This is a genomic window from Streptococcus sp. SO2, from assembly GCF_030440025.1.
Genome location: NZ_JAQFJH010000005.1, coordinates 113,158 through 138,357, shown reverse-complemented (window position 1 = coordinate 138,357; position 25,200 = coordinate 113,158). Strand labels below are relative to the sequence as shown.

The window sequence follows — 25,200 nt, the reverse complement described above, 5'->3', positions numbered from 1 at the left end:
CATTTCCAAAGGTTGGCAAGTGAAGATAAGAAGCTTCAAAGGCCTTGTAGAGAGCTTTTTCAAGAGTCGTATCAGAACCCATAACCTCCCCTGTTGACTTCATTTCAGGACCAAGCAAGCTATCTACCTTAGCTAGTTTGGTAAAGGAGAAGACTGGCGCCTTGATATGAACGCGAGTGCTTTCTGGATAAAGGCCATCTTGGTAGCCAAGTTTTTCAAGACTCTGCCCAAGAATGAGCTTAGTCGCTACCTGAGCCATAGGAATATTGGTTACCTTAGAAAGGAAGGGAACCGTACGGCTGGCACGTGGATTGACCTCAATAACGTAGACTTTCTCATCCTTGATGACAAACTGGATGTTCATCATACCAAGACAGTTAAGACCAATTGCTAGGCGTTTGGTGTAGTCTGCGATGGTTTCCTGAACCTTTTGCGACAAGGTTTGTGGTGGGTAAACGGCCATTGAGTCACCTGAGTGGACACCAGCACGCTCGATATGTTCCATGATACCAGGGATAAGGACATTTTCTCCATCTGAAATGGCATCAACTTCACACTCTTGCCCAACGATGTAAGAGTCAACAAGAACTGGGTGGTCTGGACTAGCCTTAACAGCGGTACGCATGTAAGAACGGAGGTCTTCTTCGTTTTCAACGATTTCCATGGCACGTCCCCCCAAGACATAAGATGGGCGAACAAGGACTGGGAAACCAATCTTGCGAGCTGCAAGCACGGCTTCTTCTTCATTGGTAGCCGTTTGTCCTGGTGGCTGTGGAATATCCAAGTCTTTAAGGGCTTGCTCGAAGAGGTCACGGTCTTCGGCACGGTCTAAGTCAGCGACTTGCGTACCAAGGATGGTCACACCTGCTTTTGCCAATGGCTCCGCAAGGTTGATAGCTGTTTGACCACCAAACTGAACGATAACGCCTTTTGGTTGCTCCAAGTCGATAACATTCATCACATCTTCGAAAGTCAATGGTTCAAAGTAGAGCTTGTCAGATACTGAGAAGTCTGTTGAAACAGTCTCTGGGTTTGAGTTCATGATGATGGCTTCGTAACCAGCTGCTTGGATGGCCTTAACAGAGTGAACTGTTGCGTAGTCAAACTCAACCCCTTGTCCGATACGGATTGGACCTGAACCTAGAACTAGGACGGATTCCTTATCAGACTTGATAGATTCATTTTCCCAGCCATAGGTTGAATAGAAGTATGGTGTTTCAGAGTCAAATTCTGCCGCACAGGTATCGACCATCTTATAGACTGGAACAATCTTGTTTTCCAAGCGAAGTTGGCGAACTTGCTCAGCTGTCGTTTTCCAGAGTTCCGCAATCTTGCGGTCTGAAAATCCATTGAGTTTAGCTGTTTTCAAGACTTCTAGATCTTGTGGATGGGCACCTAATTCTTGCTCAATTTCAAAGATGTGCAAGAGTTTATCTAGATAGAAGATATCAATCTTGGTCAATTCAGCAATTTCTTCTGGTGTGTAGCCACGGCGAATGGCTTCTGATACGTAGAAGAGACGGTCATCTTGGGCCTTGACAACTTTTTCAATCAAGGCATCATCCGAAACAGTTGCTAGTTCAGGCATTTCATTATGGTGAACCCCAATTTCAAGTGAACGACAGGCTTTTAGAAGAGACTCCTCGATGTTCCGACCGATAGCCATGACTTCTCCAGTTGCCTTCATCTGAGTACCAAGACGACGCTCACCTTTTTCAAACTTGTCAAATGGGAAACGTGGAATCTTGGCAACGACGTAGTCAAGAGCTGGTTCAAACATAGCATAAGTTGAACCTGTAACTGGGTTGATGACCTCATCCAAGGTCAAACCGACAGCAATCTTGGCAGCCAATTTGGCAATCGGATAACCAGTTGCCTTAGAAGCAAGCGCTGACGAACGCGATACACGAGGGTTTACTTCAATAACATAGTACTTAAAGCTGTGCGGATCAAGAGCTAGCTGAACGTTACAGCCGCCTTCAATCTTGAGGGCACGAATAATGCTCAAGCTCGCGTCACGGAGCATTTGGTTTTCATAGTCTGACATGGTTTGTGCAGGAGCAAATACGATGGAATCCCCTGTATGAATTCCAACGGGGTCAAAGTTTTCCATGTTACAAACAACCAAAGCATTGTCAGCCGAGTCACGCATGACCTCGTACTCAATTTCCTTGAAACCTGCGATTGAACGTTCAATCAAACATTGGGTAACAGGTGACAGTTTCAACCCATTTTCAGCGATTTCACGCAATTCTTCCTCGTTGGCACACATACCACCACCAGTACCACCTAGGGTAAAGGCTGGACGAACGATAACAGGGTAGCCGATTGATGCCGCAAAGGCAACAGCTTCTTCCACTGTGTTGACAATTTCAGATTCTGGAATTGGCTGCTCAAGCTCTTCCATCAATTGTTTAAAGAGGTCACGGTCCTCTGCTTGGTCGATGGCAGACAATTTAGTTCCCAGTAATTCGACACCCAATTCATCTAGAATACCATTTTTAGACAACTCCATGGCCATATTGAGTCCTGTTTGCCCACCAAGAGTTGGAAGCAAAGCATCTGGACGTTCCTTACGGAGAATACGTGTCACAAACTCAAGTGTAATCGGTTCAATATAAACCTTGTCAGCAATCTCCTTATCCGTCATGATGGTTGCAGGATTTGAGTTCACTAAGACAACTTCATAACCTTCCTCTTTCAAAGACAAACAGGCCTGGGTCCCAGCGTAGTCAAACTCAGCAGCCTGACCAATAATAATCGGACCAGAACCAATCACCATAATTTTTTGAATATCAGTACGTTTAGGCATTTATAAGATATTAAGGGCGTCAAGCGGACAAAGCTAAAATAGGAGTTATGACGAAGAACTATCAGTTCTAGGAATAACTATCTTTTTAGCGCCGTCCGTAGCCCGTATTCAGTTCAGCAAATACGGACCACCCTTCTCCTTTCTATTCGGCAACTCTCGGGTTGCCATTAAATAAATTCTCCGACGATTTTTTAGAGAAACGATATTTTTCGATAAAAAATCTAGTGCAGGGAGTTTTTAGTTCGCCCGATAGCGACTAAAAGAAACGACCTGCCTTTCTATTCGTCGCCTCACAGAGCGACATTAAATAAGATACAAAGGACGAATAGAAAGCGATTGAATTTTAGGAAACCAAGGAAGGATTGACAATCCAAGTTGGTTTCTCTAAATTCCGAGCTTTCCGTCCGTGTTCAGTTACATAAATTCTCTAACGAGCTTTTACTCGTTCTTAGTTTGCTTGTTTAAAAGCTTCCATCATCTCGATAAATTCATCAAATAGGTAGCTTGCGTCGTGTGGACCAGGAGCTGCGTCTGGGTGGAATTGTACAGAAAAACCTGGTTGGTATCTGTGGCGAACTCCTTCAACTGACTTGTCATTGATTTCTTCGTGGGTGATAATCAAGTGCTCTGGTAAGTCCTCACGGCTGACTGCATAACCATGGTTTTGGCTGGTAAAGTCTACACGTCCTGTTGCAATCTCACGTACCGCGTGGTTAAAGCCACGGTGACCAAATTTCATCTTGTAGGTCTTAGCCCCATTTGCCATGGCAAAGAGTTGGTGTCCCATACAAATACCAAAAATTGGAATTTTTCCTTGCACACCACGAATCATGTCCAGTGCTTCTGGAACGTCTTCTGGGTTTCCTGGACCATTTGACAACATAACTCCATCAGGATTGAGGTGGAGAATTTCTTCTGCCGTTGTTGAATAAGGAACAACCGTCACGTTACAGTTACGCTTAGAAAGTTCACGTAGGATTGAGTGCTTGAGACCAAAGTCCACTAGCACCACACTCAAACCAACTCCAGGAGCTGGATAGGAAGTTTTAGTAGAAACCTGCTTGATATTGTCTGTCGGCAAGACTGTTGCTTGGAGCTGATCCGTCACATGGTCCATGCTGTCCCCAACGTGAGTCAAAGTTGCACGCATCGTACCATGCTTACGGATAATCTTGGTAAGTGCACGCGTATCAATCGCTGAAATACCAGGAATTTTCTTAGCTTTCAAAAATTCATCCAAGGTCATTTGGTTGCGCCAGTTGCTAGCTCGACGCGCCTCTTCGAAAACGACAACTCCCTTACAAGTTGGAATGATGGATTCGTAATCATCACGATTAATGCCATAATTTCCTACCAAAGGATAGGTAAAGGTCAAGATTTGCCCATTATAAGACTGGTCAGTAATGGACTCTTGGTAGCCGGTCATCCCTGTGTTAAAGACGATTTCGCCTGTTACATCTATATCTGCTCCGAAGGCCTTGCCTTCAAAAACTGTGCCATCTTCTAATACTAGAAGTCTTTTTGTCATATTTTCACCTCTCGTGGACGCTCACTGGCGTCTTTTAACGTCTTGTGTTTTAGTTGGCGTTTCTACTCGCCAGTACGGATTCTAAGATTGCCATTCGAACAAAGACACCGTTGGTCATTTGTTGGACAATGCGTGATTTTGGCGCTTCAACCAAGTGGTCAGCAATTTCCACATCTCGATTCACCGGAGCAGGATGCATAATGATTGCTGTTTCTTTTAAGCGATTATAGCGTTCTTGGTTCAAACCGTGTTGAGCATGGTAGTCTTCTTTTGAAAAAACGGCTCCACTTTCATGGCGTTCATGTTGAACGCGGAGCAACATCAAAACATCCACCTGATCAACAATCTCATCAATAGTTACAAACTGTCCATAGTCCGCAAACTCTTGACTTCTCCATTCCTCAGGTCCTGCAAAGTACAGTTCAGCTCCCAAGCGTTTCAAAATTTGCATATTGGATTTGGCAACGCGTGAGTGGTCCAAGTCGCCTGCAATGGCAACTTTGAGACCCTCAAAGTGACCAAATTCCTCATAAATAGTCATCAAATCAAGCAAGCTCTGGCTAGGATGTTGTCCCGAACCATCACCACCATTGATAATGGAAGTTGTAATCGACGGACTTGCAATCAACTCTCTGTAATAGTCGACCTCTGGGTGGCGAATCACACAGACATCCACTCCTAGAGCAGATAGAGTCAAGATGGTATCATACAGTGTCTCACCCTTATTGACCGAACTAGTCTTCACATCAAAGTCCAGTCGCTCCAACCCTAGCTTAATCTCTGCCACTTCAAAGGACTTATGTGTCCGTGTAGAATCTTCAAAGAAGAGATTCGATACGATAGGTTTGTTCTCATAGGGAAGTTGGGCTCCGTTTTTAAACTCGATCCCTCGTTTGATCAATTTCATCACTTGATCAACTGTAAGGTCTTCCATAGAAACCACATGGTTCAATGCTTGTTGATTTTCTGACATGGCTACTCCTTCAGCTTTCTAAGCTTCTTCAGTAATCAGAACTCTGTCTTGGCCATCAAGTTCTGTCATCTCTACGATGATTTCTTCAGAACGGCTGGTTGGGATATTTTTCCCAACGTAATCTGGACGGATAGGCAATTCTCTATGTCCACGGTCAACTAGCACCGCAAGACTCACGCGCGCAGGACGACCATGGCCGACAATGTTATCAATAGCGGCGCGGATGGTACGGCCTGTATAGAGTACATCATCCACCAAGATAACTTCACGGTCTGTCACATCAACAGAAATCAAAGAAGTATCTTCTCCGCTTTTAACATCATCACGGAAAGGTTTGGTGTCCAATTCCACAACAGGAACAGTGATGTTTTCCAACTGCTCCAAGCGTTCTTTGATACGATGAGCGATGAAAACACCACGCGTTTTTATCCCAGCTAGGATAATTTTATTCAAATCCTTATTGCGCTCGATAATCTCATAAGTAATTCGCGTAATCGCTCGTTTGACAGTCAATTCGTCTACAACTTCTTTTGTCTTCATGACAAACCTCCAAAAAGAAAAGTCTCCTTCTACAAGGAGACTTGAAATGTATAGCCAAGCGAGCCCTACTGTATACAGTATAGACTTCACCCTTCTACTTTATCATCGCGCTCCTTGCCTGCCTCACGGGACAGGTTTAAAGGACTATTTAGTTACCATTTACTATAGCACAAAGCACCCTTAAAATCAAGCAAAAACTTTTTCAGAGTCCCCTTAAACATTACTAAAATCATATAATTGGGGATAGTGATCGCATTCTGGATTTTTGGGATGACAGATAGCTCGTCCAAAGTAAATCATGGCCTGGTGGGCTGCTAACCACTCTTCTGGTGGTAGGACGTCCATGACACGTTTTTCTACTTCAAGTGGTGTAGCTGATTTTTTAACGATATCGTGATGCTTACAGATACGCTCCACATGAGTATCCACTGCAAAAGCAGGAATTCCAAACCCCACACTCATGACGACATTTGCTGTTTTACGACCAACACCTGCTAGACTTTCTAATTCTTCACGTGTCTGAGGGACTTGACCATCAAAATCATCTAGTAACTGTTGAGCACATTTTTTAAGAAATTTAGCCTTATTTCGATACAGTCCCAGGCGAGAAATGTGTGAAGCAATTTCACTTTCAGTCGCGACAGACATGGCTTGTGGCGTTGGAAAAGCAGCAAAGAGACCTGGCGTGGCCTTATTTACCGCTGCATCTGTGGTCTGAGCTGACAGCATCACTGCAACCAAGAGTTCAAAATGATTGCGAAAATCAAGACTAGGCTTAGCATCTGGAAAGAGGGCAATTATTTCCTCAATGACATGACGGGCACGTTTCTTGGATAAAACCATCTACTCGTCTCCATCAAACAGTCCTTGCAAGCCAGCAAATGGACTGTTTTCTTCTTTCTTGACTGCTTGTTGAGCTTGGTATTCGTCCTCAGTCATGATTTGCCAGTCATTTCCAGACACAAACCCTTGGCCAGCCTCTTCTTCTGCCGTCAAGACCTTGATTGGGATATTGAGCAAGATATTATCTGCTACGCTCTCAGCAAGGTCGATTTCCCCATTTTCGATAGGCAAGACCAAGTCATCATCAAGAACCTCCTGGTCCAGTTGGTTGGTCGCTCCTTCCATGAAGACCTCTGTGACTGGATAAGACTCAGCCAACTCAACTGGCTCCATACTACGGCTGGAAGCAAGAACAATGGTATATGACAACTGATAGTCTAAGAAATACAGACGGTCTTCGTACTGCACCTTCCCCACTGCAAGAATATCTTTGACATCTAAAATTTCTTGATTACGTGCACGCAAGTCAGATGCCAGGTCTAAAGCTTGTTCAAAATGTAGGCCTTCAGGCTGCTTACGAATTTCTTGAATATTTAACTTCATATTTCCTCCATAAAGATTTACTCACTTGATTATACCATGAAAAGGCTACAAGTCAGTCTTCCAAACTTTGATATTAAAATCTCCTTTTTAACATATTTACTATGACATATTTTCTGTTTAGTGCTATACTATAGGCAAGAATACATCAGAGCAAGGAGGATGCTCATATGGAAGACAAAGAACTAATCAACGAAGCTTACCAACTCCTATCCGAGTTAAATAAAAGCTACCAAAGCTGTAAACAAGGAACAGCCGATGATCTTCGACTGCAAGAGCTGCTGAACACCACTCTTGAGGAACTAAAAAAAGCAGAAAAGCTGGACAACAGTATCTTAATCGACCTTGAGAAATTTTACCAACGCACCAGTCTTCTGATTGGACTAGGGAGCCTAAAACTAAACGATCCAGCACGTACCGCTTGGCGTAACTATGACAAGTTCCATTACGAGCACGTCAAACACGTATTAACTCTTTATGGACCTGTTTTTGGATTTTAGAGTTTAGAATTTTGGATTTTCTATTGACAAAATTTCCTTAAAGGTATAGGATAGAGGTACTAATACTCGGAGGTAAGGGAGACATGAACAACTAAGTCTATCAAATAAAGAATCTTTATTTAGTAGATCTTGTTTTTGTCTCTTTTTGTGTGCTCTTTTCATACTAGATTTTCTAGTATCTTGTCCTCATTGAAAATCAAAAAACTAGAAAGCTATGCTCCTCTTGGGTTGGGTTAGGCAGCTCCAAGCTAGTTTGACGAGTTTTTTCAACGAGGATAATAGAGTTTTGACAGTGACTTTGGGCTCTACTAGATAAAGTAGAGCTTTTTGTTATGCACTATCGACATTCTAGAAAGGGCAACAATATGATAAAAATCAATCATCTAACTATCACGCAAAACAAAGATCTACGAGATCTTGTATCTGACCTAACCATGACTATCCAAGACGGAGAAAAGGTTGCTATTATTGGTGAAGAAGGAAATGGTAAATCGACTTTACTACGAGCTTTAATGGGGGAAGCATTATCTGATTTTACTATCAAGGGCGACATCCAGTCTGACCTTCAATCACTGGCATGCATTCCTCAAAAAATCCCTGAAATCCTGAAAAATAGGACTCTACATGACTACTTCTTTTTAGATTCTGCTGATTTAGACTACAGTATTCTTTATCGTTTGGCGGAGGAGTTGCACTTTGATAGCGACCGTTTTGCTAGCGACCAAGAGATTGGCAGTCTATCAGGGGGCGAAGCTTTGAAAGTTCAGCTCATCCATGAGTTAGCAAAACCATTTGAGATTCTATTTTTAGATGAACCTTCAAATGACTTAGACCTTGAGACAGTTGATTGGCTAAAAAGTCAGATTCGAAAGATGAGGCAAACAGTTATTTTCATTTCCCATGATGAAGACTTTCTCTCTCAGACAGCAGATACTATTGTCCACTTGCGACTGGTCAAACACCGGAAAGAAGCAGAAACACTAGTCGAGCATTTAGACTACGATAGCTATAGTGACCAGAGGAAGGCTAGTTTTGCCAGACAAAGCCAGCAAGCTGCTAACGACCAACGAGCCCATGATAAAACCATGGAAAAACATCGTCGCGTTAAGCAGAATGTAGAAAATGCTTTGCGAAATACTAAAAATGATGTTGCCGGGCGCCTATTGGCTAAAAAGATGAAAAATGTACTCTCTCAAGAAAAACGCTTTGAAAAGGAAGCCCAGTCCATGACCCAAAAGCCACTTGACGAGGAACAAATCCAACTTTTCTTTTCAGACGTCCAACCATTACCGGCTTCTAAAGTCTTAGTCCAACTGGAAAAAGAAAATTTGTCCATTGGAGAGCGCGTTTTAGCTCAGGGGTTACAACTAACTGTCCGTGGCCAAGATAAAATCGGTATCATTGGGCCAAATGGTGTTGGGAAATCAACTCTGTTAGCCAAGTTTCAACAACTGCTCAGCGCCAAAAGAGAGATTTCGCTTGGTTTTATGCCACAAGATTACCATAAAAAACTGCAATTGGATTTATCTCCAATAGCCTACCTCAGTCAAACTGGACGAAAAGAGGAACTACAGAAAATCCAATCTCACCTAGCCAGTCTCAATTTCAGCTATCCAGAGATGCACCACCAAATCCGCTCCCTATCTGGTGGGCAACAAGGTAAACTCCTACTTTTAGATTTAGTGTTGCGCAAACCAAACTATCTCCTTCTGGATGAGCCCACACGAAACTTTTCTCCCACTTCTCAACCCGAAATCAGAAAACTCTTTGCCTCTTATCCAGGTGGTCTGGTCACTGTTTCGCATGACAGACGTTTCTTAAAAGAGATTTGTACGAGTATCTATCGTTTGACAGAGGAAGGTTTGGAAGTCGTTGATTTACTAGATTTATAACTTTTGAACATAGCAAAAATCCAGAGGCGAACTCTGGATTCTTTGGGCTGTTTGAGCTAACTCAAACAGCTTGAAAGATACTCACTTAATCAGAAGAACAACTTTGTTGCACTTGACTTGACAATTAAGGAAAAAATTGTTTTTCCATCTCTGCCACTTAACTACAAATTAAATAATTTATAACTAGTATTCTTTTTTCTCCATAATCATAACGGACAATTTTACTGCAAGCCCTATGATTAATATGCTTACAACTAAAATTCCTAAGCAAATCATTGATATAGAATTCTTACTAAAAATCTCCATTAGTTCTGCAAGAAAATTTGACTTTTCTTTTAACAGTGTTGATAAAGCAAATATTAAGAAATAAGTGATTACCATAATGAGTCTACCCTTTTCAGCACCATATTTAAGAATAAATGGTAATTGAATGGCAGACATAAGTATACTAGCAGCTAATGTAATTAAAGCAATAAACACTATATTATCCAATGACATTTGATTTTTTGTCATCAACAGTACAAAAATGCAGATTGAACCAACCAAACCAAAGGCAAATGCAAAGAAAAACTTGCTCAACACATAACTGCTCTTTTTTATTGGCATCGAAAATGCAAACTGTTCGAAATTTGATTTTGTATCATAGCCAAAGGCGATTGCAGTAAGTATGAGCGGAATCATTACACATATTAACGGAACCATAAACAATTCATTTTCATAAATTCCATATACAGCCAGTGCAATACTGATAGTAACCGTTAATAATAATGTCTTTTTTAAAGTTGCTATATCTTTCAAAATTAATGATGTCATTATTGTCTCACTCCTTTCACAAAGTAAATCATAATATCCTCAATTGACGGTTTTTGTAACTTGATACCATCAGGTACAAGACTCTTTTTAACAAGTAACTCTTGCCCAAAAGAATGTATTCTTCTTCCTACAATGGCTTCTTCATCAATGTTATTTACTTCTTCATTGGATAAAGTACATATACCGTAGTTTTCTTTTAACTCATCTTTTGTTTCCATAAATAAGATTTTTCCATTGTGGATAAAAGCAATGTAATCTGCCACTTTTTCTAAGTCAGATAAAATATGGGAAGAAATAAGAATTGTATGATTTTCATCTTGCATAAAATCTAATAACAAATCCAAGATTTCCTCTCTTACAATTGGGTCAAGCCCACTTGTTGCTTCATCTAAAATCAAAAGTTCAGCATTGTGAGATAAAGCAACAGCCATTGAAAGTTTCATTTTCATACCACGAGAATAGTTTTTAATCATCTTTTTATGTGGTAAATTGAATTTTTCAACGAATCCATAAAACTGCTTTTTATCCCATTTTGAATAAACTCTATGACAAAACTTTTCAACATCGATTAATGTCATTTCTTCCGGCACTAACAAATCATCAAATACCACTCCAAGTTTATCTTTCAGTTCAACACTATTAGGATTTTCCTCATCTAAAAGTCTTATATCGCCAGAGTCTTTTCTTAAAAGCCCAAGTAACAATTTTATAGTTGTACTTTTACCAGCTCCATTCTGTCCGATATATCCAACTATTGTTCCTTTCGGAATAGTAAGATTTACCGGTCCTAGTTTAAAACTGTCAAATGTTTTTACTAAATCTTTAATTTCAATAGCATATTTACTCATATTCACCCTCCACATAACTCTTTAACATTTTTATCAATTCATCACTGGATACATCTGCAATTTCTGAAAGTTCAACTACTTCTTGAAGCTTCGATTCAATTTTCTTTAAGTATTCTTCTCGAATTAGTTCTTTATTTTGTGCTGCAACAAAATTACCTTTTCCTTGTACCGAATTTATAAACCCGTCTAACTCTAATTCATCAAAAGCTCTTTTTGCAGTTAACATACTTACTCTTATTTCTTTCGCTAAGAATCTTATCGAAGGTAGTTGTTCTCCCACTTTCAAATCTCCAGAAATGATTTGTGCTTTAATTTGATTTTTTATTTGCAGATATATTGGTTCATCACTGGAATTATTTATCTGTATATTCATCATCAACCCCCTACTGTTATTTGTGTTTTAACTGTTATTATTATAGCATAACAGTTAAAACATTGCAATATCTAAAAAGAAGCAGACAAAAATTTTTTTCCCGCTTCTTCTCATTACTATCTAAATTCTTTCAGCAACTCTCTTAGCTTTTCCAATATCTTATTTCTTCTCTTTATGAGAGCTGGATGAGATATTTTTTTCATTTCAGCCACCAAACGAATAGTTTCATCATTGAAATAAAGTCTATCAATGATTTCTCTTTCTTCATCATTTAATTTTGATAGTGCATCTCGCACTGCCTCAATCATCCTCTGTGTCTGAACGTTTTTATCTACATCAAAACCCTCATCAACTATACTATCCTCAAAATGTCCATCATTTTCAAAAGACGAGAAAAAAGCAGGTGATTTCTTCTATCCACCTGCTTCAAATATTTTTCGGCTCTATAATATTTGTAGTGGGTAAATCCCCTATGGATATTATGGAGCTTATTTTAGCTTTTCTTCAACCCACTACAGTTGACAAAGAGCCATTTTTTCTACATGTGTTTCAAGCGTTCGATTCGTTCTGAGATAGGTGGGTGGGTATAAAAGAGTTTTTGTAGTCCCCCACCTTTCTTAGGATCATTGATGTACAGAGCACTGCTGGCATCATCGACATGGTGATGCATCGGCTCGCTATTGTCCAACTTACGCAAGGCATTGATCATCCCTTGAGGATTGCGGGTCAGCTCCACACTAGATGCATCCGCCAGAAATTCCCTCTGACGGGAAATGGCTAATTGCACCAAGGTTGCAGCGAGAGGTGCTAGAACAATGGCTAAGAGAGAGATAACAAGCATGATAATCTCCAAACCATTTCCATCACGATCATTATCACTCCGTCTGCGGCCTGCACCACCCCACCACATCATCCGTCCTGCCATACTAGATAGCAGGGTAATAGCACTAGCAAGGGCAACAGCAATGGTCGAAATACGGATATCATAGTTCCGGATATGACTGACTTCATGCCCCATTACTGCTTCTAGCTCCTCACGGTTCATGATGGCTAGGAGACCCGAAGTGGCTGCGACAGCTGCATTCTGCGGATTCGAACCTGTTGCAAAGGCATTTAAAGATGAATCCTCAATGATGAAAACACGAGGCATGGGAATCTGAGCGACCATGGCCATATCTTCTACTACATGGTAGAGGTTTGGAGCTGTTTGCTCATCAACCTCACGCGCCCCATTCATAGACATGACAATCTCTGTCGATTGAAAGATCATGGTCAGAGCGTAGATAAGACCAATAATCAAGGCAATAATCATGCCACCAAGACCTGAGCGCATGAAGAGATAGCCAACCGCATAACCAACCAAGGCCAAGAGTAGGAAGAAAACCAGCAACAAAATCCAGGTTTTTCGTTTATTGCTCGCAATTTGATCAAACAACATCTTAGTCACCTAATCCGCTAAAGTCAACTTTAGGAACTGCCTTTTCCTCTTCAGGTGTTTGAAGGAAGTCTGCAGCTTTAAATCCAAATAGTCCTGCGATGATGTTGCTTGGGAAACTTTCAAGTTTTACATTGTAGTTGCTGACAACACTGTTGTAGAGTTGGCGTGAGTAAGAAATTTTATTTTCAGTATTGGTCAACTCTTCTTGTAATTTGATAAAGTTAGCACTAGCTTTCAAGTCTGGGTAATTCTCTGCTACTGCAAAGATACCAGAAATCTGGCGGGTAAGGGCATCACTGGCCTTCATAGCTTCAGCTGGTGAAGTTGCTGCGGCTACTTGTCTTCGAAGTTCTGTCACTTTTTCCAAGGTAGAACCTTCATATTTCGCATAGCCTTTGACTGTTTCAATCAAGTTTGGGAGGAGATCATTACGACGCTTCAACTGAACATCTATCTGGCTCCAAGCCTCCTTGGTCTGCATACGATTTTTAACCAAACCGTTATAGCTAACAATCACAAAAATAACAATCAGAGCCAAAACTCCAAGAATAATCCAAGTCATAATCTTATTCCTTTCTGCTTTTAGATTACTACCAGTATATCAAAATTTTAACGAATATGGTAAAATAAGATGATACTAGAGAAGGAAACTACTATGAAACCAGAAACATTTTACAGCCTACTAGCTGAGCAAAATCTTCCACTTTCGGACCAGCAAAAGAACCAATTTGAACGGTATTTTGAACTCTTGGTCGAGTGGAATGAAAAGATTAACCTAACCGCTATTACAGACAAAGAAGAAGTCTACCTTAAGCACTTTTATGATTCGATTGCACCTATTCTGCAAGGCTTGATTTCAAATGAAACTATCAAACTTCTTGATATCGGAGCGGGGGCAGGATTTCCTAGTCTTCCTATGAAAATCCTCTATCCTCAGTTAGATGTGACCATCATTGATTCGCTCAATAAGCGCATCAACTTCCTCCAACTATTGGCTCAGGAGTTGGATTTGGATGGTGTTCACTTCTACCATGGACGGGCAGAAGACTTTGCCCAAGACAAGAACTTCCGTGCCCAGTTTGATGTAGTGACGGCTCGTGCGGTTGCCCGTATGCAGGTTTTGTCTGAGCTGACCATTCCCTATCTTAAAGTCGGAGGAAAACTATTGGCACTCAAGGCCAGCAATGCTCCTGAGGAATTGCTAGAAGCCAAGAATGCCCTCAACCTCCTCTTTAGCAAGGTAGAGGACAACCTCAGCTATGCCCTACCAAATGGAAATCCGCGCTACATCACTGTGGTCGAAAAGAAAAAAGAAACCCCAAATAAATATCCACGTAAGGCTGGCATGCCCAACAAACGCCCACTTTAAACAATGGTGCCCCTTGTTTAAAATTCAGAAAACCATTTACAAAATCAACTTCGCTCTCACATTTCTAGGCTCGGGAAAAATTCGTTTACAAAACGAACCTCGCTCTCGCATTTCCGGGCTCGGGAAAAAATGATTTATAAAATCAAACCTCGCTTTCGCATTTCTAGGCTCGGGAAAAATTCGTTTACAAAACGAATTTTTTCTGCTATACTATCCTAAGCAAAGGTTTTTAATGTCATCCTGTGAGGTGACGAAGGCGCAGATTTATATAAATTTTTAAAAGATAGCTATTTTTTAAAAAGTCTTACTCTGAGGGCCTATTGCTGCAAAATAATGGGCTCTTTTTTGGTGCCCAAAAGTGAGGTTTTTATGAAACAGGAATCAACTGTTGACTTGTTACTAGACGTTGATCAACGTCCTTCTGCTGGTAAAGGCATTCTTCTAAGCTTCCAGCACGTGTTTGCCATGTTTGGTGCAACCATTCTCGTTCCCTTAATTTTGGGAATGCCCGTATCGGTTGCTCTCTTCGCTTCCGGTATTGGAACACTTATCTACATGATTTCTACTGGCTTTAAGGTTCCAGTTTATCTAGGTTCTTCATTCGCCTTTATCACAGCTATGTCTCTAGCCATGAAAGAAATGGGAGGCGATGTCTCTGCTGCCCAAACTGGAGTTATCCTGACTGGTTTTGTCTACGTCCTTGTAGCAGCAAGTGTTCGTTTTGCAGGTACGAAATGGATTGATAAACTCTTGCCACCAATCATTATCGGACCTATGATTATCGTTATCGGTCTTGGTCTTGCTGGTTCTGCTGTAACGAATGCTGGACTTGTAGCAGACGGAAACTGGAAGAACGCTCTTGTAGCTGTCGTGACGTTCTTGATTGCCGCCTTTATCAATACAAAAGGAAAAGGTTTCCTTCGTATCATTCCTTTCCTCTTCGCCATCATCGGTGGGTATATCTTCGCTATGATGCTTGGTTTGGTTGACTTTACCCCAGTCCTTCAAGCCAACTGGTTTGAAATTCCTGGTTTCTACTTGCCATTTAGCACTGGTGGTGCCTTTAAAGAGTACAACTTGTACTTCGGTCCTGAAACAATCGCCATCTTACCAATCGCTATTGTAACCATTTCAGAACACATCGGAGACCACACGGTCTTGAGCCAAATCTGTGGCCGTCAATTCCTGAAAGAACCGGGACTTCACCGTACGCTTCTCGGTGACGGTATCGCGACATCTGTATCCGCATTCCTCGGTGGACCAGCCAATACGACCTACGGAGAAAATACAGGAGTTATCGGGATGACTCGTATCGCTTCTGTCTCTGTTATCCGTAACGCAGCCTTTATCGCCATTGCTCTTAGCTTCTTAGGTAAATTCACTGCCTTGATTTCAACCATTCCAAATGCTGTGCTTGGTGGCATGTCCATCCTTCTCTACGGAGTTATCGCCAGCAATGGTTTGAAAGTTTTGATTAAAGAACGCGTTGACTTCAGTCAAATGCGTAACCTCATCATTGCTAGTGCCATGTTAGTACTTGGACTTGGGGGAGCCATCCTCAAACTTGGGCCAGTTACACTTTCAGGTACTGCTCTATCAGCCATGACAGGAATCATCTTGAACTTGATTTTGCCACACGAAAATAAAGACTAATCATCTATACACAAAAAATCCACTCGATTGAGTGGATTTTTTAATTACTTACTCTTTATTTCCAACAGTAAATCTTTCAATGAAATAATGGTCACGGCTAGTAAAACCATGGCCATACCGACAAAATCAATCTCATAAAACTGTTCCTTCATAATCAGAAAGGCAAAGAAAACGGCTGAAATTGGCTCTATGGAAGCCAATAAACTAGACTTAACAGGGCCTATCAGACTAGCTCCCTTTAGGAAAGCTGTATAGGCAAAAACCGTTCCGATGACGATAATCCCAGCAAATGCAAAGAGAAAATCTAAGCTGGTTGGTATGCTGGCCTGTAAGACTCCTGTGAAGGGAATAGCCACTACACCAGAAATAACCATTCCTACACCAATCACCAACATACTTCCCCACTTCTTAATCAAAGCGATGGGAAGGATAATATAGAGGGCATAGGTCAAGGCTGAAAAGAGGCCCCAGAACAGACCTAGGGGTGTGACAGACAACTGGTCGACTTTCCCATGCGTCGCGATAAGAAAAGTTCCTCCAATTGCTAGACAAATTGAAATAATCTCAGCCAGAGTCGGTGCTACCTTGTCCTTGATACAAGTATAAATCAAGATCCCAACAGGACAAACATACTGGAGAACCGTCGCCGTTCCAGCATTGGTTTCCTGAATGGCAGAAAGATAGGCAAACTGGTTTAAGAAAAGTCCAAATAAGGCAAATAACAAGAGAGAGAAAAGGCTTTTTCTGTCTTTTAAAAAAGCAAGGAGTTTATCCTTTGCGGTAGCATAAGTTAAAAAAACCAGAGCCAATCCTGCAATAATGAGCCGCAGATTGGTCAAGACTAGAGCGGAAATCTCGTGTGCCATCAGGTATTGGCCACTGGTTCCAGACAAACCCCAAGCAATCCCTGCAACTACTGTAAATAGAGTTCCTTTTACGGTTTTTGACATTCTTCCCCCTACTCTTCTTGACGAATCATTTCCATCACTTGGTTTCGATCGATTATCCACTGCACACGTTCATCCTTCTCATAGGTTCGATTGGATAAAAAGATGGTGGCTTCTTGTTTCTCTCGATTCCACATGATGAAGGTACCTGTATAGCCCGTATGATCAAGCCAGTTTCCTTCCAGATTCCAAGCTAGCGAACGCTCTTCATCCTCTAAGGGAGAGTAATTTCGACTTAGGTTTTCAGCAAAATCATCTTTCAAGTAATGTTCCAGAAAGATTTGCAAATCCTTAACAGTTGAAAATAAACCAGCACTTCCAGCATGTTTTCCCAGAAGACGAGCTTTGGGATCGTGGATACCACCTGCTTCTACTCCTCTAACTGTTGGTACAGCAAACTCCACTGGACCAAACATTGTTTCCTTCATGCCCCATGGTTCCAAAACTTGTTCTTCAATAATCTGATCCAAGTCTTGTTCAAAGATTTTCTCCAAAAGAAAGCCTAGGAGTAAAAAGTGAACATCCGAGTATAGAAAAGCAGGCTGACTACGTCTATTTAGATGAAACATGGCCTCTCTTAATTCCTTAGAGCCTAACTGGTCCCTATTGGGAATAAAGGGGTCCAGATCTGTTGCGTGGGTCAAGAGTTGACGAATAGTGATATCTGGGTAATCACATGCAGCTAAAAAGTCCGCCACTGGTCGATCAATGTCTAGTTTCCCCTGTTGCCACAAGAAGGTCAAGACTGTTCCTACTCCCACAACCTTACTCACACTAGCCAGATCATAAACCAAACCGGCCCCTGTCTTCAAGCCCCGCTCTGGATCACTCAAGCCTAGGTAGGATTCTCTCCATTCTCCATCCTTAAAATACGCAAAAGAGGCCCCGGGATAGACCCCTGCCTCGATTTGATCTTCTATTTTTTTTAGAATTTTTGTCCACTTCATGCTTCTTCAAACCATAATTCGATTTTATTGGTATCTTTACCAAGGAAGAATTTCTCAGACTTTGGAATAAAATAGTCTGTGCCTTCAAATTTCTGACGAAGACTAGTCAACTCTAGATCCTTTACCAAAAATTTCAGCATAGACAAGTCCCAGGTAACATTGTTTTCAACAGCCAAATCTGGACCTTGCCCTTGAGTAAAGGTAATGGCATTAGTCGCAAATTCTGAATCAAGTAAACTCTCCCTGTCCTCAGGCAGACGGAGCTCGACAGAAACCTCAAATTGACTCACGTATTTTATACTTGTATTTGAATAAAATTCAGGAACAGTTTCCAGTGGAACCAAATCTCTTATATCATCTTCTGCATGAACAAGAATCACATCCTCTTCAGGAGAGACAATCTCAAAAGCATACCCTCGGTTTCCTTTAAATAGACGAGGAAAAGACTTCATCTGAGAAAGAAGGGCCTCAATTTCAGAAGGATTCTCAACCTTTATCAAGAGTCTAGCTAGCTTCTTAAGCCCTTCAACTCTGCGTGTTCGCATGCTTGGAGCCTCTTCTAAAATCAATCTCTCCTTAGCTGTCTGATCACCTAAGGAAAGAAAGGCAGACTCTTCCAGCAAAGGTTTCATCCCCAAGGTTTCAATGTAAAATCTTTCATTTAATTTTCGATTATTAACTTTTAAAGTCGGAACGATCCGAACAATCTCATTCACCTTCATAAATTCCTCCAACTCTTTTATTTTAAAGGATTTTCGAATATTTTACAAGCCATATCTATTTTATTTAGAAATTTTACAACAAAAAAACTGGGATTCCCCAGTTTCATTTCTTATAGGTAAAGTAGTTTAAATAGTGCTACTGCCGCAATACCCGCTGCAATTGGAGCTACAACTGGAACCCATGCATACCACCATTTTGAATCACCCTTGTGTTGACCAAGAACTGATTTTGGAAGGAGTTCGTGAAGAAGACGTGGTCCAAAGTCACGAGCTGGGTTCAAACCAGGTCCAGTAGGTCCACCAAGTGAAGTTACCAAGGCCATCACTAGGAAACCAAGTGCCAAGTGCGCAACTGAGATCCCAGCAGCTGTATGTGGAGCTACTTGAGCTTTCACTGCCAATTCACTTAAATCAACAGTTTGTCCAGCTTGAGTAGCCATTTGTTTCATGTATTGAAGAACCTCAGCACCAAAGAAGTTTTTAGTCAAACCAAGTGCTGCAAAGAAAAGAACAAATGAACCTACAAACTCATTGAGGAAGCCGTTAACAGTAGCTGCAAAACGTGATTCTTTTGTACCGTGGTCGATGCTTGAAATTGTTGAGAAGGTACCCAAGATATTGTTAGGGTTCTCTGTCTTCAAGTAGTAAGGACGGTGAGTCGCTACAACCAAAGCTTGACCGAAGATTGCTCCCAAAACTTGTGCTAGGATGTAAAATGGAACTTGATCCCAAGAGAAAAGACCACTAACAGCAAGTCCAAGAGTGAAAGCTGGGTTGATGTGGTTACCAGATACGTTACCAAACATCAAGGCTGGGATCATAACCCCCATACCGTAACCAACCGCGATAACGAGCCAGCCACTTTGGTGACCTTTCGTACCTTTAAGTTCAACGTTAGCAACTGCACCATTACCAAGAATGATCAAAATAGCAGTTCCTAAGAATTCTGTGGCATATTTAATAGCCCATGTAAAATCCATTTGATAGATTCTCCTTAAATTTTTTTAGACAATCCTTATTCTATCAATTTTTAGCCCTTTTAGCAATATCTTTTCTAAAAGAATCTATGGAAAACGCTTTATTTAACTTATCTTTAAGAAAAGGACAAAAGGGGTCAAACTCCTTTCATCCTAATCGTTATTCTTGACGTTGACCAAAGTCTACAATCATCTGCTCCATCTCTTGGCGACTCGGAGTGGTCAGCATATAAAGGTAATCTCCTTGTAGCTCTGCAAAGGCTGCTGGCATGATTTTTTTGACCTTGAATTGCTGGCTGTACTTAGCAAGCAAGTCTTCTTCTGAATAGACATAGTTGGCATTGGCACGACGTGAAGTAGCTAGACAGTATTGAGGTTCAAATTCTGACTCTGGGAATTCTTCTCCTGCGACAATAGTTGCATAGCCACGATAGAGGTCCAAGGAATGAGCAAAGTTATAAACATCAATGGTAAAGCCACCTGCAGGACGGTTATTGTACTCAATGGCAATGTAGTCGTCCCCGTCACGGAAAAACTCGATATGGAAAAAGCGTTCTCTCATTCCAAATTCTTTGACAATGGCCTCGCCATACTTGCGCAGTTTGGGATCCATATCCTTGAGAACATAATAGGCATTATCCATCTTATAAATCATGAGATCAAGTGGTGTATGGGCATAATCAAAAGTCGTTGAAAAGACGATGTTGCCATCCTTGTCCACAAGTCCGTCAAAAGTACAGATTTCGCTAGAAGTGACAAATTTTTCAAAGAAATACACGGTTGAATGGTCCCATTCAGCCTTAAAGTGATTTACATCGTCTTCTGTCTCAAGCTTAAAGGTTGCTGCCGCTCCCACTCCGTTATCAGGTTTGGCAATCATTGGTAGACCAATCGTCTCAACTGCTCTATCCACATCTGCTTCCGTCTGGATAACAGCACCAGGTACCACAGGGACGCCTGCTTTTTTGAAAAGTTTCTTCATCTCAGACTTAAACTTGGTCTTTTTGAGATCCTCTGGTTTGGCACCAAAGACATTGAATTGTTCTCTGAGTGTTGCGTCCAGCTCAAGCCAGTATTCATTGTGAGATTCGATGCGGTCGATTGGGCCATGCTTGTAGAACAGAAAGGCAACAGCACGCTTGACTTCGTCTATGTTTTCAAGATTATCTACACGGAAATACTCGGTTAGGCCATTGCGCAAAGGTTCATCTAGTTGTTCGTAAGGTTCCTGACCAATCCCCAAAACAGTGATGCCTTTATTGGCTAGCTCGATTGTAAACTGTTGGAAGTTTTGCGGATAGTAGGGAGAAATAACAAGGTAATTCATAGGCAACTCCTTTTATAGATACAGGTGTCCAAGAAAATAGGGCATTTGTTTGCGCCACCATTCCCAGTCGTGGGCGACATCGTGTCCCCATTCAGCAAACCAGGCTGGAATTTGTTTCTGGTCAAAGGCTTCTTTGAGCTTGTAGAAGGATGGCAGACCATCTTGTTCCCAGGCACCAAGTCCCGTACAAACGACGATTTCTGCCTGACGGTAACGATCAATAAACCAGCCGTCGTTTTGATTCCATATATAATCTACAGGTGAGTTTTGGTAAATAGCATCATCATTGTAGTAATCGCCAACGAAGAAACGTGCATCGTAAACACCGCTGAGGGCAATCACCTTGGTAAAGACATCTGGATGCTGAAGAAAGAAATTAAGTGCATGGTAGGCCCCCATCGAGCAACCTGTCGTCATCATGCCATCAAACCAACCTGTTTTATGCTTGATAAAAGGAATGGCCTCCTCAATCACATAGCGTTCGTAGGCACGATGCATCTCCGCCTGGTCATGACCATTTTTCCAAGTGGCCAACCAGCTCTCACTGTCCACACTGGAGAGCGTAAAGAACTGGACACGACCTTCCTCGATAAAGGAAGCACAGGCATCAATCATGCCAAAATCATAGTATTCGTTGTGACTGCCACCAGATGAAGCAAAAACAACAACTGGAATCCCAGCATGTCCATAACGGTTGAGGTACATTTCACGGTTGAGATTGCCACTCCAGTGGCTGAGGTTTTCAATATGCATTGGCTTTCTCCTTTCTTAACTTACCATTTCTCTGCAAAAAATCGAAGACAGTCTGGTAAATTTTCCGACCATGGAATCTCACTATGGATGGCACCAGACTGAACTTTCAAGACAAGATTATCCAAGTGTACTCCACCTGCAATCAAATCACGGTAATAACGAAGCGACGAGTCGATATAGGCTTGCTTGATATTGCCAGCCATCAAGGTCTTATCCGTATCGTCTGCTTCTTCTGTTCCTACATAGATGAAAATGCGCTGTTCAGGCGTCAATTTCTTGCGCTCGATATAGCGGTTAAAGGCTTCTTGGTGAAGCCAGTTAGCAGATGAAAAGACACCTAGACAACCAATTCGGTCTTGGTACTCTAGTCCGATAAACTGGGTAATATTGCCTCCTAGTGACGAACCAATCATAGCCGTATGCTGGCGATCAGCTTTGGTACGATAGGTTTCATCGATAAAAGGCTTGACCACTTCCATGACAAACTCGGCATACTCCACACCCTTACCACCAAACTGCTGGCCTGGTATAGGAGATTCTTGAAACTTCCAAGCCGCATACTCATTCATCCGTCCCATACCATCATTGTCAATAGCAACAACAATCATGCGACTGATGTCAGGATTCCGCTTAATGGCCGGAATGATCTTCCAAGAGTGTCCGATATAGGACTCCTTGCTGTAAAAGACATTTTGCCCATCATGAAAGTAAACTACAGGATAAAAACGGTCTGTGTCCTTCTCGTAGTCCTTTGGCAGAAGCACACGCACACGACGCTCTTTTCCAGTATAAGGCACCTTGAGTTTGTGTTCTTTCATTTTTAAGTAAAAGTAGGAATGATTCATTGTCAGAAAACTCTCTATATTCAAAATTTTATCTCATTATACCATAAAAATAGAAAAAAAGTCAGTAATTGTCCATTTTAAGGATAAATAACTAACTTTTTCATTTATTTTTTTGAATTCTTCTGGATTTTATAATTAGAGGAGATTGTCAATTAACTCATCGACAGCATCTTTTTCAACCTGGGGAGTGATTTCAGTAATCATAATCCCAGCCACTGCTCGCTCAACCAAGCCTTCAACATCCATGCGTTTTTCATACTGCTCTGCATTCTCTATCTTAGGATTTGTCTTGGGACGGTCAGGCGCAAAAATTGTACAACAGTCCTCAAAAGGCTGGATTGAAATTTCAAAGGTATCGATTTCCTGCGCGATATCAATGATTTCCAACTTGTCCATCGTAACCACGGGACGAATGATAGGAGTGCTGGTCACAGCGTTGATAGTCTGCATGCTTTCCAAGGTCTGGCTAGCTACTTGACCAAGACTTTCCCCATTGATGATAACTAAACCATTTCTCACCTCTCGAATACGGTCGGTAATGCGCATCATAAAACGACGGGTCAAGGTCATGAGGTAGGCTTCTGGTGCCTTAGCCTTGATTTCCTCTTGAATCTCTGTAAAAGGCACCTCGATAAACTGGATATTGCCACCAAACTTGGTCAATTTCCGAGTCAAATCGTGGGCTTTCTTGAGGGCACCAGGACTTGTGTATGGCGGGCTAGCAAAGTGGACGGCTTCAATATCTACCCCACGTTTAAGAGCTAGATAACCTGCTACAGGTGAGTCAATCCCTCCTGACAACATGAGCATACCTTTACCAGAACTTCCCACAGGTAATCCTCCTGCTCCACGAAAAGTTTCATAGGAAAGATAGGCAGCCTCTTCACGAATCTCAACCTGAAGATTAATATCTGGATTTTTCATCTGAGCTTGCACGTTTGGAATAGCCTCGAAAACAGCTCCACCAAGAGTTTGATTCAGTTCACGACTATCCAATTCAAAGTTGTGATCGCTACGCTTGCTAGTGATTTTAAAGGTCATGCCTTCCTTGTAGATTTCCTTCATAATCTCTTGGACAGCAGACTTCAGAACGTCCACTGACTTTTCAATCTTATACACAGGAGAAAAATTTTGAATTCCAAAGACTTGTTTGAGTGATTCTGCTACTGCTGTGTAATCAGCTCCATTGAGGTAAGCGTGGGCACGGTCGCGATCTGCGGTTACCTTAACTTGAGGATAGATAGACAAAACGTCTGAAATATTATTACGAAGTTTATTAATGAAACGCATACGATTTTTGTGCTTGGTTGACAATTCTCCGTAACGAATCATAATTTCTGAATACTGCATAAATGCTCCTATCTTACTTTTCTAGTTTGATTGTAAATTAATTTTAGCTTGGTCAAAAACTGCTCGACTTGACTCATATCATTTTCCAGGTCTAGGCTTAGACGCACAGCTGACTGGGCCTTATCTTTGTCCACTCCCATGGCAATCAAGGTCCCCGCAGGTTTTCCTGCCTTGGACGAACAAGCAGAGGTTGTGGAAATGAAAATATCATAGTCTTCAAAGGCGTGAACGATGACTTCACCACGAACACCCTTAATCCCAAAAGTCAGGATATGAGGGGCAAAGTCTTCCTCATCTGAAAAGACAAAAATATCTGGATAATCCAGAAGAGCTTGACGAATGACTGCCTTCATCTGCCCTGTCTTACTAGCAAAGATATCTAACTTTTCCATAGATAAACGGAGAGCTTTGGCTGTCGCTGCAATTCCAGCAACATTTTCAGTTGTCGAACGATAGTCTCGCTCCTGACCACCACCTGTTAAAAGAGGCATGATCCTCTTACCAGACTTGATATAGACAAATCCAACACCTCTGACACCATGAAACTTATGACTTGAAAAGGTCGCAAAATCCACTCGATCAGTTAGATACTTTTCAGTCGGAATTTTAGCAAGTGCCTGAACCGCATCAACGTGGAAGGAAATGGTCGGCTTATCTGCCAAAAGTTCTGAGATAGCCTCAATAGGCTGGATAGAGCCAATTTCGTTGTTAACTGCCATGATGGAGACGAGAGTCGTATCAGGACGTATCAAATCTGCTAATGCTTCAACATCCACAAATCCTCTGCTATCAACTGGAGCAAAATCTATCTCAAAACCTTGACTTTTCAGCCAAAGGGCTGACTCCTTGACTGCTGGATGTTCAATAGTTGATACGATGATGTGCTTGCCAAACTGGGCTTTTTCAAAGGCCACCCCCTTGATGACCCAGTTATCTCCTTCTGTACCACCTGAGGTAAAGAAGAATTCATCACTCTTCTTCCCAATCAAATCTGCAATTTGCTGCCGGGAAGCATCTAAAATTCGTGTTGCCTGATCTCCCAAACGATGGAGACTAGACGGATTTCCTACAATTTTTGAAGCGACCTGCATGTAAGTTTCAAGTGCTTCAGGATAAGGCTTGGTTGTCGCCGAATTATCAAAGTAGATCATGTTTTCTCACGCTTTCTAAAATCACTCCTTCTATTGTATCACGAAAAGAGACCTGCGAC

Annotated in this window: 24 protein-coding genes and 1 pseudogene; 4 read left to right on the top strand and 21 right to left on the bottom strand. The window is 41.7% G+C overall.

Features of this window, described 5'->3' with window-relative positions:
* The 6 genes from carB to PCY17_RS06855 form a co-directional block, all read right to left on the bottom strand.
* The coding region (gene carB, locus PCY17_RS06880) for a carbamoyl-phosphate synthase large subunit (RefSeq protein ID WP_301392263.1) at nucleotides 1-2,812 on the bottom strand (2,812 nt) is incomplete at its 3' end.
* Between the two features lie 448 nt (nucleotides 2,813-3,260).
* The gene (locus PCY17_RS06875; protein ID WP_084882807.1) at nucleotides 3,261-4,340 is read right to left on the bottom strand and encodes a carbamoyl phosphate synthase small subunit; all 1,080 of its coding nucleotides are present in this window, start codon (nucleotides 4,338-4,340) and stop codon (nucleotides 3,261-3,263) included.
* Nucleotides 4,341-4,389: 49 nt separating this feature from the next.
* Nucleotides 4,390-5,313 (bottom strand): aspartate carbamoyltransferase catalytic subunit, encoded by a 924-nt coding sequence (locus PCY17_RS06870; RefSeq protein ID WP_070696987.1) that lies wholly within the window; start codon nucleotides 5,311-5,313, stop codon nucleotides 4,390-4,392.
* Nucleotides 5,314-5,331: 18 nt separating this feature from the next.
* Nucleotides 5,332-5,853: a bifunctional pyr operon transcriptional regulator/uracil phosphoribosyltransferase PyrR gene (pyrR, locus tag PCY17_RS06865; RefSeq protein WP_000850018.1), complete on the bottom strand. Its 522-nt coding sequence runs from the start codon at nucleotides 5,851-5,853 to the stop codon at nucleotides 5,332-5,334.
* A 213-nt stretch (nucleotides 5,854-6,066) separates the two neighbouring features.
* Nucleotides 6,067-6,696 (bottom strand): endonuclease III, encoded by a 630-nt coding sequence (gene nth, locus PCY17_RS06860; protein ID WP_000244432.1) that lies wholly within the window; start codon nucleotides 6,694-6,696, stop codon nucleotides 6,067-6,069.
* Nucleotides 6,697-7,239, bottom strand: a complete 543-nt coding sequence (locus PCY17_RS06855) for a DUF177 domain-containing protein (RefSeq protein WP_070696982.1) — start codon at nucleotides 7,237-7,239, stop codon at nucleotides 6,697-6,699.
* A gap of 167 nt (nucleotides 7,240-7,406) precedes the next feature.
* Here PCY17_RS06855 and PCY17_RS06850 point away from each other — a divergent pair, with 167 nt between their 5' ends.
* Nucleotides 7,407-7,736 (top strand): helicase BlpT, encoded by a 330-nt coding sequence (locus PCY17_RS06850; protein ID WP_084944444.1) that lies wholly within the window; start codon nucleotides 7,407-7,409, stop codon nucleotides 7,734-7,736.
* A gap of 332 nt (nucleotides 7,737-8,068) precedes the next feature.
* The gene (locus PCY17_RS06845) at nucleotides 8,069-9,628 is read left to right on the top strand and encodes an ATP-binding cassette domain-containing protein (protein ID WP_084944443.1); all 1,560 of its coding nucleotides are present in this window, start codon (nucleotides 8,069-8,071) and stop codon (nucleotides 9,626-9,628) included.
* Between the two features lie 183 nt (nucleotides 9,629-9,811).
* Here the strand turns inward: PCY17_RS06845 and PCY17_RS06840 are convergent, their stop codons facing one another.
* The 6 genes and pseudogenes from PCY17_RS06840 to PCY17_RS06815 all read right to left on the bottom strand — a co-directional run bounded on the left by PCY17_RS06840 (nucleotide 9,812) and on the right by PCY17_RS06815 (nucleotide 13,662).
* Nucleotides 9,812-10,441 carry an ABC-2 transporter permease gene (locus PCY17_RS06840; protein ID WP_000202415.1) on the bottom strand — a complete coding sequence of 210 codons (630 nt, stop codon included), beginning with the start codon at nucleotides 10,439-10,441 and terminating at the stop codon, nucleotides 9,812-9,814.
* Nucleotides 10,441-11,289, bottom strand: a complete 849-nt coding sequence (locus PCY17_RS06835; protein WP_000049613.1) for an ABC transporter ATP-binding protein — start codon at nucleotides 11,287-11,289, stop codon at nucleotides 10,441-10,443. The genes PCY17_RS06840 and PCY17_RS06835 overlap by 1 nt, the downstream gene beginning before the upstream one ends.
* Nucleotides 11,282-11,662 (bottom strand): GntR family transcriptional regulator, encoded by a 381-nt coding sequence (locus PCY17_RS06830; protein ID WP_001025497.1) that lies wholly within the window; start codon nucleotides 11,660-11,662, stop codon nucleotides 11,282-11,284. Before PCY17_RS06830 ends, PCY17_RS06835 begins: the two co-directional genes overlap by 8 nt.
* Nucleotides 11,663-11,778: 116 nt before the next feature.
* Nucleotides 11,779-12,140 (bottom strand): annotated as a pseudogene (locus tag PCY17_RS06825) (RNA polymerase sigma factor).
* 60 nt (nucleotides 12,141-12,200) lie between these two features.
* A complete protein-coding gene (htpX, locus tag PCY17_RS06820) occupies nucleotides 12,201-13,100 on the bottom strand; it encodes a zinc metalloprotease HtpX (protein WP_000895757.1) in 900 nt (299 codons plus the stop codon).
* 1 nt (nucleotide 13,101) lies between these two features.
* Nucleotides 13,102-13,662 (bottom strand): LemA family protein, encoded by a 561-nt coding sequence (locus tag PCY17_RS06815; RefSeq protein ID WP_000219838.1) that lies wholly within the window; start codon nucleotides 13,660-13,662, stop codon nucleotides 13,102-13,104.
* 93 nt (nucleotides 13,663-13,755) lie between these two features.
* Here PCY17_RS06815 and rsmG point away from each other — a divergent pair, with 93 nt between their 5' ends.
* Together rsmG and PCY17_RS06805 are read left to right on the top strand one after the other, a co-directional pair.
* Nucleotides 13,756-14,469: a 16S rRNA (guanine(527)-N(7))-methyltransferase RsmG gene (gene rsmG / locus PCY17_RS06810; protein WP_084944442.1), complete on the top strand. Its 714-nt coding sequence runs from the start codon at nucleotides 13,756-13,758 to the stop codon at nucleotides 14,467-14,469.
* A gap of 369 nt (nucleotides 14,470-14,838) precedes the next feature.
* A complete protein-coding gene (locus tag PCY17_RS06805) occupies nucleotides 14,839-16,122 on the top strand; it encodes a uracil-xanthine permease family protein (protein ID WP_049506041.1) in 1,284 nt (427 codons plus the stop codon).
* A gap of 44 nt (nucleotides 16,123-16,166) precedes the next feature.
* Here the strand turns inward: PCY17_RS06805 and PCY17_RS06800 are convergent, their stop codons facing one another.
* The 9 genes from PCY17_RS06800 to PCY17_RS06760 form a co-directional block, all read right to left on the bottom strand.
* Nucleotides 16,167-17,072: a DMT family transporter gene (locus PCY17_RS06800; RefSeq protein ID WP_049477636.1), complete on the bottom strand. Its 906-nt coding sequence runs from the start codon at nucleotides 17,070-17,072 to the stop codon at nucleotides 16,167-16,169.
* Between the two features lie 8 nt (nucleotides 17,073-17,080).
* The gene (locus tag PCY17_RS06795; RefSeq protein WP_049477635.1) at nucleotides 17,081-18,016 is read right to left on the bottom strand and encodes a serine hydrolase domain-containing protein; all 936 of its coding nucleotides are present in this window, start codon (nucleotides 18,014-18,016) and stop codon (nucleotides 17,081-17,083) included.
* Complete coding sequence (locus PCY17_RS06790) at nucleotides 18,013-18,738, bottom strand: CppA N-terminal domain-containing protein (RefSeq protein WP_049477634.1); 726 nt, start codon at nucleotides 18,736-18,738, stop codon at nucleotides 18,013-18,015. Before PCY17_RS06790 ends, PCY17_RS06795 begins: the two co-directional genes overlap by 4 nt.
* 110 nt (nucleotides 18,739-18,848) lie before the next feature.
* Complete coding sequence (gene gla / locus PCY17_RS06785; RefSeq protein WP_049477633.1) at nucleotides 18,849-19,718, bottom strand: aquaglyceroporin Gla; 870 nt, start codon at nucleotides 19,716-19,718, stop codon at nucleotides 18,849-18,851.
* A 157-nt stretch (nucleotides 19,719-19,875) separates the two neighbouring features.
* On the bottom strand, nucleotides 19,876-21,042 hold the full coding sequence (locus PCY17_RS06780; protein WP_049477632.1) for an acetyl-CoA carboxylase biotin carboxylase subunit family protein: 1,167 nt from the start codon (nucleotides 21,040-21,042) through the stop codon (nucleotides 19,876-19,878).
* Nucleotides 21,043-21,054: 12 nt separating this feature from the next.
* Nucleotides 21,055-21,795 (bottom strand): esterase family protein, encoded by a 741-nt coding sequence (locus PCY17_RS06775; protein WP_000546816.1) that lies wholly within the window; start codon nucleotides 21,793-21,795, stop codon nucleotides 21,055-21,057.
* Nucleotides 21,796-21,815: 20 nt separating this feature from the next.
* Nucleotides 21,816-22,640, bottom strand: a complete 825-nt coding sequence (locus PCY17_RS06770) for an alpha/beta hydrolase (RefSeq protein ID WP_084877974.1) — start codon at nucleotides 22,638-22,640, stop codon at nucleotides 21,816-21,818.
* A 135-nt stretch (nucleotides 22,641-22,775) separates the two neighbouring features.
* Entirely contained in the window at nucleotides 22,776-23,990 is a 1,215-nt protein-coding gene (thiI, locus tag PCY17_RS06765) for a tRNA uracil 4-sulfurtransferase ThiI (RefSeq protein ID WP_049477630.1), read from the bottom strand.
* An 8-nt stretch (nucleotides 23,991-23,998) separates the two neighbouring features.
* Nucleotides 23,999-25,141, bottom strand: coding sequence for a cysteine desulfurase family protein (locus PCY17_RS06760; protein ID WP_301392261.1), 1,143 nt, complete (start codon nucleotides 25,139-25,141; stop codon nucleotides 23,999-24,001).
* Nucleotides 25,142-25,200: the final 59 nt, after the last annotated feature.

What these genes read in the sequence shown, in the direction of transcription:
- PCY17_RS06875 (WP_084882807.1), bottom strand. Translation starts at nt 4,340, where the DNA reads ATGACAAAAAGACTTCTAGTATTAGAAGATGGCACAGTTTTTGAAGGC.
- PCY17_RS06870 (WP_070696987.1), bottom strand. Translation starts at nt 5,313, where the DNA reads ATGTCAGAAAATCAACAAGCATTGAACCATGTGGTTTCTATGGAAGAC.
- pyrR (WP_000850018.1), bottom strand. Translation starts at nt 5,853, where the DNA reads ATGAAGACAAAAGAAGTTGTAGACGAATTGACTGTCAAACGAGCGATT.
- nth (WP_000244432.1), bottom strand. Translation starts at nt 6,696, where the DNA reads ATGGTTTTATCCAAGAAACGTGCCCGTCATGTCATTGAGGAAATAATT.
- PCY17_RS06855 (WP_070696982.1), bottom strand. Translation starts at nt 7,239, where the DNA reads ATGAAGTTAAATATTCAAGAAATTCGTAAGCAGCCTGAAGGCCTACAT.
- PCY17_RS06850 (WP_084944444.1), top strand. Translation starts at nt 7,407, where the DNA reads ATGGAAGACAAAGAACTAATCAACGAAGCTTACCAACTCCTATCCGAG.
- PCY17_RS06845 (WP_084944443.1), top strand. Translation starts at nt 8,069, where the DNA reads ATGCACTATCGACATTCTAGAAAGGGCAACAATATGATAAAAATCAAT.
- PCY17_RS06840 (WP_000202415.1), bottom strand. Translation starts at nt 10,441, where the DNA reads ATGACATCATTAATTTTGAAAGATATAGCAACTTTAAAAAAGACATTA.
- PCY17_RS06835 (WP_000049613.1), bottom strand. Translation starts at nt 11,289, where the DNA reads ATGAGTAAATATGCTATTGAAATTAAAGATTTAGTAAAAACATTTGAC.
- PCY17_RS06830 (WP_001025497.1), bottom strand. Translation starts at nt 11,662, where the DNA reads ATGAATATACAGATAAATAATTCCAGTGATGAACCAATATATCTGCAA.
- htpX (WP_000895757.1), bottom strand. Translation starts at nt 13,100, where the DNA reads ATGTTGTTTGATCAAATTGCGAGCAATAAACGAAAAACCTGGATTTTG.
- PCY17_RS06815 (WP_000219838.1), bottom strand. Translation starts at nt 13,662, where the DNA reads ATGACTTGGATTATTCTTGGAGTTTTGGCTCTGATTGTTATTTTTGTG.
- rsmG (WP_084944442.1), top strand. Translation starts at nt 13,756, where the DNA reads ATGAAACCAGAAACATTTTACAGCCTACTAGCTGAGCAAAATCTTCCA.
- PCY17_RS06805 (WP_049506041.1), top strand. Translation starts at nt 14,839, where the DNA reads ATGAAACAGGAATCAACTGTTGACTTGTTACTAGACGTTGATCAACGT.
- PCY17_RS06800 (WP_049477636.1), bottom strand. Translation starts at nt 17,072, where the DNA reads ATGTCAAAAACCGTAAAAGGAACTCTATTTACAGTAGTTGCAGGGATT.
- PCY17_RS06795 (WP_049477635.1), bottom strand. Translation starts at nt 18,016, where the DNA reads ATGAAGTGGACAAAAATTCTAAAAAAAATAGAAGATCAAATCGAGGCA.
- PCY17_RS06790 (WP_049477634.1), bottom strand. Translation starts at nt 18,738, where the DNA reads ATGAAGGTGAATGAGATTGTTCGGATCGTTCCGACTTTAAAAGTTAAT.
- gla (WP_049477633.1), bottom strand. Translation starts at nt 19,718, where the DNA reads ATGGATTTTACATGGGCTATTAAATATGCCACAGAATTCTTAGGAACT.
- PCY17_RS06780 (WP_049477632.1), bottom strand. Translation starts at nt 21,042, where the DNA reads ATGAATTACCTTGTTATTTCTCCCTACTATCCGCAAAACTTCCAACAG.
- PCY17_RS06775 (WP_000546816.1), bottom strand. Translation starts at nt 21,795, where the DNA reads ATGCATATTGAAAACCTCAGCCACTGGAGTGGCAATCTCAACCGTGAA.
- PCY17_RS06770 (WP_084877974.1), bottom strand. Translation starts at nt 22,640, where the DNA reads ATGAATCATTCCTACTTTTACTTAAAAATGAAAGAACACAAACTCAAG.
- thiI (WP_049477630.1), bottom strand. Translation starts at nt 23,990, where the DNA reads ATGCAGTATTCAGAAATTATGATTCGTTACGGAGAATTGTCAACCAAG.
- PCY17_RS06760 (WP_301392261.1), bottom strand. Translation starts at nt 25,141, where the DNA reads ATGATCTACTTTGATAATTCGGCGACAACCAAGCCTTATCCTGAAGCA.